The following is a 13178-nucleotide window of genomic DNA, read 5'->3' as shown; positions in this document are numbered from 1 at the left end:
TCACCGTCGCCGTCACGCCGATCTTGCCGGCCAGCGTCAGCGCATCGTTGTAGGCCGCCGCCGTCGAACCATCGACCAGGTGCTCCAGCGCGACGTTCTGCACCACCGTCAGCTTGCCGTCCGAGCCGATCGACACCGTGAACGCCGTGTGCGTCGCACCGTCGTTGTACTGGCCCTCGATCGTGTTGCCGACCTGCACCAGCGTGATCGCATGRTCGCCCTGTGCCGTTGCCAGCCCGGAGTTCGCCTGCGTCACCGACAAGGCATAGGTGGTCGTCCCGGCGCCGTCGGCGCCATAGTTCGACGTCACCGTCACGATCGCCGCAGCACTCGTGGCCGTCATCAGCGCCGGGGTCAGCACCCCGTCCGTCGTCGCACCGTTGTTGGTCTCGTCAAGCGTCACCGAGCTGCCGACTACCGCGCTCGTGATCGACGGGCCGTCATCCAGGAAGGTCAGGTTGTTACCGATATTCAGCGTCGCCGACTGATGATCGCCATCCGCATCCGTCACCGTCGCCGTCAGCGTCACCAGATTGTCGGCGTTCAAGCTGACCGGCTCGTTCGGATCCGTCGTCGGATGGACGACCGCCCGCTGCTGGTCGAGCGTCACATTGCCAGACGCATCGGTGCTGACCGTGAACACGATCACGCCGCCGACGCCCGCACGGCCGACCACCTGGCCAGCCTCGAGGCTCAGCACCACCGCCTGGCCGCTCGCCGTGTCGACCAGCCCGGTCGCCCCGGCATTGAAGCCCAGCGCGTAGGTGATCGTGCCGGCGCCATCGGCGCCATAGTTGGACGTGAAGGCGCTGGCGAAGCTCTGCGTGTCGTTGGTCGTCAGATCCGTCTCGTCGACGCTCAGCGACGGCAGCTTCACATCGGCCAGCGCGACCGTCGGAGCATCATCGTTGAACGTTATGGTCAGCGTGCCCGGTGCCGTCGAGCCATCGGCGTCGGTGATCACATAGCCGAGGTTGACCGTCGCATTGTTCTCGTCGTTAGGACCCTGTGCCTGAAGCACGTTGTCGAGCAGCGTCACCGTGTAGGCGCCGGTGGCCGGATCGGTCACATGCACCGTGAACAGGTCGCCGCGTGGACCCGTCGCCGTCAGCGTGTCGCTGGCGGCGTTCCAGCTGTAGGTGACGTTCTCCTGGCCGACCGTCCCGCTGGTGCCGTCCAGCGTCGCGAACGAGAAGCCGTTGGAACCGGCGCCGTCGCCGCCGACGCTGCCGCCCAGCGTGCCGTTGTAGGTTGCTTCGCTGGCGCTGAGCGGAACCTCGCCGGCATTGGCGTCGATGTCGCCCGCCGTGCTTGCCGCATTGCCGCCGGCAAGCCCGTCATCATCGACCGTGGCCGCCGCCGTGCCGGTCGTCGGATGGTTGGCGTCGGTCACCGCAAAGCTGATGCCGGCCGTCGCCTTGTCGCCATCGCCGTCCGTCACGGTATAGGTCGCCGAGGCCGCACCGGCCCCAATGACCGGACTGTTGGCCGTGAATGAATAGCTGCCGTCGGCCTTGACCTTGATAAAGCCGTCACCGATGTCGATCGCCTGCGAGTAGCCGTCGCCGCCGAAGACCAGGGCGGTGGCGCCAATATGCGTCACCGTGGCGCCGTCGGCGTCGGCGACGAAGTCCAGCGTGCCGGTGATGGTCGCGCCTTCCAGAACATTCTGCGAAGCCTCGGTCGTGGCCGTCGGCACATCGTCGACGATGTTGACCGACAGCGTGCCGTTGACGCTCTGCGCGTCCTGGTCGGTGAGCGTGACGGTGAAATTCTCGAACAGGCTGTTGGTGCCCTGGACGGCGGGATGCGCCTCATTGTCGAGGAGCGTGTAGGTGTAGCTCACCTGACCGGTCGCGGCGTCGTAGGCCGTCACCGTCAGCGTGTTGCCCAGCGCCGTCGTGAACGAGCCCGCCGTGAACACGCCATTGGTGATGAAATTGTGGCCGTCGATCGCCAGCGAGGCGATGCCGTCGGGCGACGAAATGGCGAAGGTGCCGCCTTGTGTGGTGCTTTCCTTGGCAGTGTCGGAGCCGTCCGACTCACCGGATCCACGGTTGGCCAGCAGGTCATTTTCGTTGACGACGACGTCGCCGCCACCGGCCGCCGGCGTCAGGTCGCCGATCGTCGGTGTCGAATTGCCGATCGAGATCGTCAACGTCGTGTGCGAAAGGTCTCCGTCGCCATCCTTGATCGTATAGGTGAACACGTCGTGGACGCCGCCAGGCGTGCCGGCATCGCGCACATAAGTGTAGGAGCCGTCCGCCTGCAGCGTCAGCGTGCCATAGGCGCCATGGATCGGCGTGTTCAGTGTGACCCCGCTGTCCAGATCGGCATTGGTCGTGCCGGCGGCAACGCCCGCAACCTTCGCGTCATCGGCGCCCTTGGTGTCGGCGCCTGCCGCATTGCCGTCGCTGCCGGCGCCGCTTATCACATTGCCGCCTATAGGCGCGTGCGAACCCGCCGCCACCGCGTCGGTGTCGGCAACTGCCGTCGGTGCGTCATCGATGATGTTGATGACCAGATTGCCGCCCGGGGCCGGATTGCCATTTGCATCCGTCACCGCGACCGGGAAGCTCACATTGGTGGCGTTGCCGGCGGTGTTGTCGAGAAGCGTGTAGGTGTAGTGGATGGTGCCGATACCGGTCGCCGCATCGAAGACATAGCTCGCCGTCAGCGAGCCGGTCCCATCGGTGAAGGTCTGAGCCACACCGCTCAGCACATGGCCGTCGAGCGAGACCACCGACACGCCGTCAGGCGAGGTGAAGCCGATGTTGCCCGAGGTCGTCTCCGACGACGCGGACGCGTCCGAGCCGGCGGGCTCGCCGCCACGCGCCGGCAGACCGGCCTCGTTGACTGTTGCCGAGCCTATGAGATCGATCGAGGGGGTGGAGTCTTCCTTTTCCGCAACGCCAATCGTCAGCTCGCGCCGGTCCAGCAACCCGAACTGCAAGTCTGTCGGGGGCAACAAGGCCGAAAGGCCGAACCCGTCACCGATGCCGCCGGGGGGGATTTCGAAATTCCCGCCTGCACTGGGTGGCGAACCGCCCGTGCCGGCCGACATGGAACCGTCGGCGCCGAAGGCAACGTCGACATGGCTTGCCTCGAGCGCGGCCAGCAACGCAACGCGCGGCACCTCGACGTCGCCAATGACGAAGGTCGGCACGTTCAAGGCGCCGTCCTTGATCACGATCACCGAGCCGTCGGCCTGTTCGAGCACAAGGTTGTGGCCGTCGACCTTGATGTTGTCGATGGAAACGTTGGACGGAAGTTTCACGATGTTGCTGGCGTCGGCCACATATTCATGGGGTGCCGCCGCTGCGGGTGCGTTCGCCGTCGCCGGCGCTTCCGGCTTGACAGGTGCTCCGCCACCAACATCGACCGGCACCGGTTCGGCCGCTGTCGGCGCGGGCTGCTGGGTCGAAGTTGCTTGTGCGACCAGGATTTCTCCCGGCGATGCCTGACCATTGTGTTCGCTGGACGCGGAATGTTCGTTCAAGGAACCCGAAGAACTGTCCAACTCATTATTGGTGATCATTGCTGAAACCCCTCCGACATTTCCCGGCAAGAGACATTGGCCACTTCTGCTTTGCAACTGCCCCGCAATCTATTTCATATATTCCGATATGCTTGTCTCGGTTTTTTTTACACGTTGGTAAACCTCGAACATATATCCTGATATATGCTGACTTCTGCGCACTCGCTCTGCCGAGATTGGACGCCGCCTCTTGGTAAATAGGAGTATAAAATCGAATAAAATTTTAGATAAAATAGACAAAGCCATTTGCCGTAAAGTTATCCACCTTTCTTGCCAATAATTTGAGACAAGATTGGTAGCGTCCACAGTCAAAGGTGGGCGCTATGAAAAAAGAAAAATCAGTCCTGGGAAAAACCGGGCTCAAGGTGCTCCTGCTGACAATCGGCCTTGTCGGTCTGGCAGGACCTTCATTCGCAAGTGCCGTTTCCGGGGAGGCTGCCGCTACTGGCACGCCTCTGGAAAGGGTCCTGACGCCACCCTGCCTCGGCGGTGTTTCGCTGGCGAGGCCGCAGCCCTGGCAGCCTTTGGCGCCTTACCGGATCAGCATGGTTTTCGGCAGCTACGGCCCGGCATTTGCTGATCGCGAGGATGGTTCGTCGACGGCGCGAGCTGATGCCGGGATAGATCCGGTGCAAACGGCATCGATTATTCCCGGCGTATTCGGATCGGTCGCCTTGTCGATGCGCAATTTCCCCGTCTCGGCTCGTTGGGCACCCGTCTACCAGGCAATCACCAGCTGCTCGGCAGGCAGCGCCTGCGAGCGCAAGAGTGCGGCTTTTGCCAGCATGGTCTCCGCTGCCCAGGGCAAGGGGTTCAGCGAGAAACTATCCTTCGTCAACAGCAGCGTAAATCACCTGATTGCCTACAGGAAAGACAGCGTCGTCTATGGCAAACTCGACTATTGGGCAAAGCCATCGGAAATTCTCGAACGGCGAGCCGGCGACTGCGAGGATTTTGCCATCCTCAAGATGACGGCTCTGCTGAGGGCCGGCATTCCAACGCAAAGCATGGCGCTCGTTGTTCTCCAGGACCGCAAGCGAGGCTTCTTTCACGCGGTACTGTCGGTGAGCACTGGCAGCGGCACTTTCATTCTCGACAGCCTCAGCAACATCGTCGTGCGCGACAGCGATCTTCCCGACTACGTTCCGCTCTATTCGTTCAGCACGGACCGGGCCTGGATCCACGGCTCGAAACCGGGCGCAGCCCAGATGGCTGAGATCAAAGGCGGCTTCGCGACCGTTGCGCCCGGCGAAGGCGTTCAGCCATAGATTTTCGGTAAGATCACATGTCGCCAAAAGTGATTTTGGGACAATGATTTGCATGAAAACCAGAGCGTGAGCGCATCGGCTGAATCCGGGTGAACGTGACGCGCCTCAGCCGCCGAAGACGAACGCCATCAGCAATTCCGGCTCGACCACCGGGGCTCGCACAACATTCAATTGACCCCGGTATCGACGTTCACCGGCGCCGATGACAAAGCCGGTAGCCACCGGCGCTTGGCCATTGGCGTCGAGCCGCGCGAAAATGTCGGCTACATTGAGGTCCAGCGCCAGCTTGAGGTCATGGCGCGCATCGTCGTTTGGAGCTATCGGCAATTGACGCTTGACCAGTTGCTGGAACGGCGCGTTGAACGTCAGGATCTTCTTCGACGATGCCAAGGCAAAGGCTGGCGACGGGCAGGCGACCACTATGGCGTTGATGGTGTTGATCGACGCAAGCCTTCGCAAGGTCAGGTTTTCCTCCCCCAATCCACGCATGCAGGCCACCCTGATCGCAGATGTCAGGTTACCTGTCTGTGCCTGACTTTCGGCGATCTCATCGATGAGCATCCCGATCGTGCACTTCCTGCTTTCGGCCATCTGCTTCAGCGTGACCCAGAAAGCCCGTTCCAAACGGATGCCGCGTCGTACGCCGCCGCGTGCCACAACCCGAAATTCCAGCCCAAAATCCTCAGCCGTGACAGGAGGCAGCAGCCGCTCGTGATCGGGAAGAGGAGAGCTGGCGCTACCGCTCACTCATCGCCTCCTGACGTGCCTTGTTGATCGGCTTCAAGAGGTAATTCAGGATCGTCTTGCGCCCGGTCTTGATGTCGACGGAACAGATCATGCCCGGGATAATCGAATAGGCCTTGCCGTCTCGCTCGAGTGTCGATTTGTCCGTCGACACGCGCACTTGGTAATAGGGTTCGCCTGTCTTCTGGTCGACCAGGCTGTCGGCTGTGATGTTGGAGACCTTACCCTCGATGCCCCCGAAGATCGAGAAATCGTAGGCGGTGACCTTGATGAGTGCGTCCTGGTCCGGCCGGATGAAGGCAACATCTCGCGGTGAAACCCGCGCCTCGACCAGAAGGGTCTCGGAGGTCGGGACGATGCCGGCCACGACCGCGCCAGGCTGGACGAAGGCGCCGACCGTGTTCAGCTCCAGCGTGTTGACAATCCCATCCACCGGAGACCGGATATCCGTGCGCGCGACCTTGTCGGTGGCGCCACGTATGGTCTCATCCACCACCGAGAGATCGGCCAGCGCCTCCGTCAGGTCGCTCAGGGCTTCCTGCTGCAACTGCAGACCTAGCTCGTCGACCTGAAGCTGGGCTTCCGTGATAGCCCCCTTGGTTTTCTTGATGGTTTCACCGGCGAGGTTCAACTGCCCTTGCAGTTCGGTATGCTCACGCTCGACGCGGATCTGCTCGGTCCTCGCCATCAGCCCCTTCTTGACCATGGAATCGACCAGCTCCTTTTCCTGGTCGCTAACGGCCAGGTTCTTGGTGAGGCGATCGAGATTGGCGGTGGCTTCGTCCAATTCATTCTGGCGCTGATCGAGGCGCGACTTGAGAACCGACAGCTTGACTTCGAAGTTTTCGCGGCGCGCGACGAGCAGCTTCTGCTCGTTTTCGCAGATTTCCGGCGCTGCCTTCTGGATCTCGGGCGGACAGGGAAATGCGCCTTCGAGATTGCCGCTCTGCTCGAACTGGAGCCGCGCAATGCGCGCCTGCAGGGCTCGCGCCTTGGCCTGCTGCTCACCAAGGCTGGAGGTGTTGAGCGTGTTGTCGAGGCGAATGATGAGATCATTCTTCTTGACGACCTGGCCAATCGTCACTGCGATTTCCTGGACGACACCGGCTTCGCTCGCCTGAATGATCTGGGTCTTGGACGCGGGTATCACCTTGCCGTCTCCCCGCGCGATCTCATCGACTTCGGCAAAGGCTGCCCAGGCGACAAATACAACGAAAAGCGCTCCTATGATGAATATGGACGCCGACGCAAAGAGCGGCGGCCGATCTTCCCTGGCAAGCATTTCCTACGCCCCAACGCATTGGATGCATTCAATTTGTTCGATCAGGCGCTTGTTTTCTGCAACGCCTGTATAATCTGGTCCTTCGGTCCGTCAGCAACGATCTTGCCCTGCTCGATAACGATCAGGCGGTCGGCCAGTTCAAGCATGCTGAAGCGATGTGTGGACACGATCAGCGTGGTGTCGCGGTCAAAGGCGACCTTGAGCTGCTTTATCAACTGGCGTTCCGATGCAAGATCCATCGAGCCCGATGGTTCATCCAGAAAGACGATTTTCGGCTTCGTCAGCAGCAGGCGTGCGATCGCCACTGTCTGCCTCTGGCCGCCTGAAAGATTGGTGCCACGCTCGCCGACATTCATGTCGTAGCCACGCGGATGGCGTGAAACGAAATCGTCGACGCCAGCCGCCTTTGCCGCGTCGATGATCTGCTCATCGGTAGCCTCCGGGCAAGCCATCAGGAGATTTTCCTTGATGGTCCCCGAGAACAGATCGCCAGCCTGTGCAACGATACCGACAGCGGCCCGAACTTCTGACGGGTGATACTGGCGAATATCGATCCCATCCAGCAGCAGCTCACCCGAGGTAGGCAGGAACAGCCTGCCGACCAGACGACCCATCGTCGTCTTTCCCGATCCTATGCGACCGATGATGCCGATGCGTTCTCCCGGCTTCACCGTGAAATTCAGACCGGTCAAAACCTCGTTTTCCGCGCCGGGATAGACAAACCCGACATTCCTGAACGCCATCGCCCCGTTGCGAATGGGCCGATTGACGAAACCCACCGTGTCCGGCCGGTCCTCCGGTTGCTCCATGATGGAGTTCACCATCCTCAACGAGAGCATGGCCTGGCGAAACCGGGACAGCGTGATGGCGATCTGGCCGAGCGGAGCCACCGCCCTGCTCGCCAGCATGACCGTTCCTATGATTGCTCCTGTCGAAACATGCCCTTCCGAGAAGGCGTAAGCGCCGGCCACCACCAGGGCGACTGTCACCAGCTGTTGTATCGACTGGGTTATGTTGCCTGCGGCCGCCGACAGTTGCTTGATCTTCTCGGACGTGTTGGCGGCGTTCTTGGAGTGCTCACCCCATTTTCGCAGCAGATACGCCTCGGCGCGCAGCGACTTGATCGTCTCCAGCGTCGAGATGGATTCGACCAGCAAGGCCTGGCGTTGCGAAGCTTCGTTCATCGAGGCAGCGACGCGCTTGCCGATGCGGCGCTGGGTAATCAAGCCGACGATGACGGACATCACAAAGGCCAGCGCCGGTATGATCACCAGCCAGCCGCCTATCGCATAGATGACGAGAAGAAAGACGAAGACGAATGCGGTGTCGATGAACACGCTGATGGTGTTCGAGGTGAAGAACTCTCTGACGAACTCATATTGCGTGACCCGGTTTGCGTATTCACCGGTCGAGTCGGGACGCGCCGACAGTGACGAGTTCAGCACTTTTTCGAACAGAAGATACGATATCCGAAGATCCGCCTTGCGCCCGGCATAGTCGATGAGGGAAGCCCTGGCCGTCTTCAGAAGCAGATCGAACAGGATGACGGCACCGATGCCGATGGCCAGAACCCACAGTGTGGATATTGCCTTGTTCGGCAGGATCCTGTCGTAGACGTTCATTGTGAAGATGGGTGAGGCGATGGCCAGAACATTGATGAATATCGCTGCAAGGACGACTTTCGAATAGGTGCGCCAGAAGGCGCCCATCGTCCCCGTCAGCCAATGGCGCCTTTCGATCTTCTGTGCCGAGCCGACCTTCATCGCCTCGGTGGCATTGGCATAGGTGATCGAGAAGGACGCGCCGCCGCTGATATAGCTGGCAGCCAGCTCGGATCTGCTGATCGTGGTGCGGCCGTCTTCTTGGGGCRCAGTCAGGTATTCGCCCGCTTCAATCTCCGCGAGCAGGGCGACAGGCAGCTGGCTGGCGCGAAACAGAATGGCGGGCAGATCGACGCGCCCGCGCAGGAAATCGCGATGACTGACGTCCTTGACCTCGAGGCCGATGCGCTCGGCAAGGTGCCGAATATCCTCTACCTCAATTCGCGTCTCTGAAATCGGCACCCCGGCAAACAGCACTGTCTCGGCGCTCGGCCTGCCAAGATAGCCGGCGACCGCTGAAAAGCAGGCTTTGAATGCCTCCTTGGGGGAGAGGATGTTGGGTTGCTGGTTCACGATATGCCCGTAAGGACCCTCGCTGGACCCTGCACCGTCCTACTTCTTCCTCACCGGCGCAAGGATATCGAAAGGCAGGTCGTTTTTCTGCTCCGATGGCGTCCGCGCATAGGTTTCAGTGTCCGCGGTTTCTGGTGCGTTGAACTCGGATCGTGCATAGGCCGTCGCTTGCATTGCCGGCTGAAGACCCATCGTTTTCAGCAATTGACCTGTCGCGGCCAGAAGTCGGTATTGGGCGAACAGCGATGCATAGGATGCTGTGTCCGCCAGCGTTGCCGTGTTGAACCGGGTATTCTGCGCATCGAGCACGTCGAGCAGCGACCGTTGCCCTACCTTGAATTGCTCGCGGTAGGACGAAACCAGCTTTTCACTGGAAGCGGCTTGCAGCCTGAGCGTCTTTGCCAGGTCGGCTTGCCGGAAACGGCGATCCCATGATGTGCGGACAGCCTCCTCAATCTCACGCAAGACCTGGTGATAGGCAAGCCGCTGTTCGCTGGCACGGCGGATCTGCTCCTGTTCATTGGCCTTGTCTATGCCGCCTCGATACAGGTTCCAACGCAGCACCAGACGCGCCTGCAGGTCACTGGCGTCGCCATTGTCGCCGTCAATATCATACCCTCCCCTGGCACGGCCTTCGGCCAAAACTTCGGGGCCGTATTTCGCCCGGGCCGCATCCACCATGGAAGCAGCAGCGGCGATATCGCTGGTGGCCATGTGAACGCGTGGATTGTTCTGTCGTGCCAGGCCCAGCGCATCGTCAAGTGACCTCGGCAGTGCGGCGGCGACATCACCGGGCCGCGAAGCATTGACCAGCGGTTTGCCGACGGTCTTGAAGAACCGGATCCTGGAGGCCTCCAGTTCTTCGCTCGCCTCCTGCATGCGTGCCTGGGCTGCGAACAGACGCTCTTCGGCCTGCTGCCGGTCGGCCTCGTTCAGCGCCCCGCCCGAGATGCCTTGCCGGATGTCGCCGAGTATCGCCTGATGGAAACCGAGGTTCTTCTTGGCTTCGGCGACGATCGAAGCCTGCAGCATGTATTCAAGGTAGTCTTGGACGACCGACAGCCCGATGAATTCCGAGCGTTCCAGGACCCGAAAGGACGCTCCGTCGACCCGCGATGCCTGGCGGTTCAATTCCGCCCGCCGCGCGCCGCTGTCAAACAGCTTCTGTGTGACCACCAGATCCGCTTCCGCCGGATAGAGCGAATCGTCCTCTATCGACAGTGCGCGCCGGGACGTATTGTCGAGGCGACGAACTCCAGCCGATGCCTCGACATCGACACTGGGAAGATAAAGGCCCTTGGCCTGTCGCAACTCGAACTCGATTGCTTCGCGGTTTTCAATTGCCTGTCCAATCTCGGGATTGGATTCCACCGCGACAGCCATCGCCTCCTTGAGCGTGAGCGCATGAGCACTCGCGCAAGTCAGCATTGTAGCCGCCATCAAAAGACCAAGGCGCTTGCCGACGGCCGAGATGCTTGTCTTATTCATATAACCCACCCTAAAGTTTCCCCCAGCACCCTTATTCGAGAGCGCTACGCCAAGCCAAGGCCTGCCTCCGAGAACTATCCACAGTTTCACGAAATGTGTGAGGAATTATTGAATTAGCTCCTGCTAAATCGATGATTCAGGCGACAAGATTGTTAGATGTAGCAAAAATGGCACATAAGCATAGACCCCCTGCGATCGTATCCTGACGCTGTCAGTTGGGAAAAGGACCAAAAACGGAAGGTGGTTAACCAAGGCAGGGAGAATCAAGCAGGGATAGCCGCTATTTGCGACCAAACCGAAGGCAGATCGCTGTTGCGGCAATCTTTTCGGGGGATCAAGGATTGCGACGGCGCCGTGAACTAGATGTTCTCGCGGGTGTAGATCTCGAAGGGCAGGATCGTCGTGAAGTTGCCGCCTTCGTTCGGGGCCGAGACGGCGCGGACCATGCCGGCCAGCGCTTCTTGGGCGATGCGGGCCAGCGGGTGCGAAATGACGAAGGTCAGCGTGCCGTCGAGAAGTGCGGCGCGGGTCGTGTCCATCAGTTCATAGCCGACGACCACGACGCTGCCGGCCCGACCGGTGGAGCGCAGCGCCGCCATGGCGCCGGTGATGCCGCCGCCGGCGACATAGAGGCCAGACAGATCCGGATGTTCGTTCAGCAGCTTTTCGGTCATTTCCTGGGCGATGGCGCTGGATTCGAAGGTCAGCAGCGGCTCCAGCAGCGTGAAGCCAGGAGCATGTTCGCGGAAATAGGAACGGAAGCCGCTCTCGTTCATCTCCTGGCAGCGGTAGCGATGGTTGCCGACCAGGATGCCCAGTCTGCCGGGCGCCCGGCAAACATGCTCGAACACCCAGGCCGCGGTGCGCCCGACCTTCCAGTTGTCCAGGCCGATATAGTTGATATGGCCGGTCGCCGAGATCTGCGAGATTAGCGCAAAAACCGGCACGTTGCGGGCCTGCAGCGCGTCCACCGCCTGGGTGACCAGAGGATGGACCGCGGCGACGACGCCGACGGCGTCGCATTCGGCGCCCAGTGCCAGCATCCGCGAGGCGACGTTCTGCGGCGACAGATCGTCGAGAAACTCAGTACGCAACTCTATTTCGCAGTCGGGCATCGTTTGGGCCGCAAGGCGCAGTGCCTCGGCCATGTTGCGGTAGAAGGCTCGGCCGGGCTGGTGCAGCAGGAAACCCAACCGGTAGCGCGGCCGGGCGGCCGCTATACGGCTGCGCAGCGCGCCCATGCCGTAGAAACCGATCTGCTCCGCCGCCAGCATGACGCGCTCGCGCGTGCCCTGGCGCACGGCGCCCGAGCCGCTCAGCACCCTATTGACGGTGGCTACCGAAACATTGGCCTCGGCGGCAACATCCTTGATGGTCGGCCGCTTGTTCTGATCCATTTCGTGTCATCAGCCTATAGCAATTGATACGATGATATCATTCGTCGGGCAGTCCTGAGACGAATGATACAATTAATTTGGAATAAACATTCTATTCTTGATTCATTTTGGATCAAGATGTTTATCTCGGGAAGAAGCAAAGAAGGCGCAAGCACCGCCAGCCCAGGGATAGAAGCAGCACAGCGCAGACAAGGTTCTGACCCTCCGCCCGACGGCGGTGTGAGGCAGCGTGCGCGTGCGAGCCATCCCAGGCACTGCGGGTGGAGGATCCGGGATGGACGATCTCAAATACGGCGTGCGCGACAAGCGCGGCGACTGGAAGCCGAACGGGCGCATCGAGGCCGTGCCGTTGTGGAACTGGCCACCGAGGCTGCCGAAGATCCTGGCGTGGCTGCCCGGGTATATCTGGCCGTGGAATGCCTTCCACATGGCCACCGCCCTCCTCTACTGGTTCTATGTCGTTCCCGGCGTCGAAACGATGAAGACGCTCAGCTGGGGTTGGGCGCTCTGGCTCTACGCCGTCAACGCCTCGGCGATCCTCGTCTTCTACGGCATTTTCGAGCTGCGCTATTACGTCAGGCGCACGCAAGCGACGCGCTTCAAATACAACCACAAATTCCCCGCCGATGCGCCCTCCGACGTGTTCTGGTTCCAGAGCCAGAACCTCGACAACTTCCTGCGCTCGTTCTTCATCACCATCCCGCTATGGACGGTGGTCGAAGTCATCTTCCTGTGGTGCTTTGCCAAGGGCTACGTGCCGTGGGTCGGCTGGCAGGACCACCCCGTCTACCTCGCCGCGCTGGTGCTGGTCGCACCGGCCATTCACGAGGTGCATTTCTTCTTCATCCACCGCCTGATCCACTGGGGTCCGCTCTATCGCTGGATCCACTCCGTCCACCACAATTCGATCAACCCGTCGCCCTGGTCGTCGCTGTCGATGCACCCGGTGGAAGGGTTCCTCTATCACGCGGTCGCCTTCTGGCATCTGCTGATCCCGTCCAACCCCATCGTCGCACTGTTCCAGCTGCACGTCGCCAGCTTTGGTGCCGTCAACGGCCATCTCGGCTTCGAAAAGCTGGAACTCACGCAGGACACAGCCGTATCGAGCCACGCCTACGCGCATTACCTGCACCATAAATATTTCGAGGTGAACTACGGCGGCGACGGGCTGATCCCGCTCGATAGATGGTTCGGCACCTTGCATGACGGCACCAGAGAGGGCGACGCCATGATGGACGCCCGGTTCCAGAAAAAGAAGCAGCGCATGAATGCCAGGGCGTAAGCGAC

General features: G+C 61.0%; 8 protein-coding genes. 2 read left to right on the top strand and 6 right to left on the bottom strand.

Annotation, left to right across the window (positions count from 1 at the left end):
* On the bottom strand, positions 1-3499 hold a 3499-nt coding region (locus AC1DZP_RS27495), incomplete at its 3' end, for a DUF5801 repeats-in-toxin domain-containing protein (RefSeq protein WP_477306736.1).
* Positions 3500-3861: 362 nt separating this feature from the next.
* Here AC1DZP_RS27495 and AC1DZP_RS27490 point away from each other — a divergent pair.
* Positions 3862-4806, top strand: a complete 945-nt coding sequence (locus tag AC1DZP_RS27490) for a transglutaminase-like cysteine peptidase (protein WP_477306734.1) — start codon at positions 3862-3864, stop codon at positions 4804-4806.
* 105 nt (positions 4807-4911) lie between these two features.
* On the opposite strand, the gene AC1DZP_RS27485 is transcribed toward AC1DZP_RS27490, so the two are convergent.
* From AC1DZP_RS27485 to AC1DZP_RS27465, 5 genes are all read right to left on the bottom strand, one after another.
* Positions 4912-5553, bottom strand: a complete 642-nt coding sequence (locus tag AC1DZP_RS27485) for a ribbon-helix-helix domain-containing protein (RefSeq protein ID WP_477306732.1) — start codon at positions 5551-5553, stop codon at positions 4912-4914.
* Positions 5543-6832, bottom strand: a complete 1290-nt coding sequence (locus AC1DZP_RS27480; protein ID WP_477228084.1) for an HlyD family type I secretion periplasmic adaptor subunit — start codon at positions 6830-6832, stop codon at positions 5543-5545. The genes AC1DZP_RS27485 and AC1DZP_RS27480 overlap by 11 nt, the downstream gene beginning before the upstream one ends.
* 41 nt (positions 6833-6873) lie before the next feature.
* Positions 6874-9006 carry a type I secretion system permease/ATPase gene (locus tag AC1DZP_RS27475; RefSeq protein WP_477306730.1) on the bottom strand — a complete coding sequence of 711 codons (2133 nt, stop codon included), beginning with the start codon at positions 9004-9006 and terminating at the stop codon, positions 6874-6876.
* Positions 9007-9045: 39 nt separating this feature from the next.
* A complete protein-coding gene (locus AC1DZP_RS27470) occupies positions 9046-10494 on the bottom strand; it encodes a TolC family protein (protein ID WP_477306729.1) in 1449 nt (482 codons plus the stop codon).
* Between the two features lie 359 nt (positions 10495-10853).
* The gene (locus AC1DZP_RS27465) at positions 10854-11891 is read right to left on the bottom strand and encodes a LacI family DNA-binding transcriptional regulator (RefSeq protein WP_477306727.1); all 1038 of its coding nucleotides are present in this window, start codon (positions 11889-11891) and stop codon (positions 10854-10856) included.
* 274 nt (positions 11892-12165) lie between these two features.
* Here AC1DZP_RS27465 and AC1DZP_RS27460 point away from each other — a divergent pair, with 274 nt between their 5' ends.
* Positions 12166-13173 (top strand): sterol desaturase family protein, encoded by a 1008-nt coding sequence (locus AC1DZP_RS27460; protein WP_477306725.1) that lies wholly within the window; start codon positions 12166-12168, stop codon positions 13171-13173.
* Positions 13174-13178: the final 5 nt, after the last annotated feature.

Source organism: Mesorhizobium sp. P2_F8, from assembly GCF_056403655.1.
The sequence above is the reverse complement of the archived record's forward strand: the minus strand, read 5'-3'. Positions and strand labels throughout refer to the sequence as shown.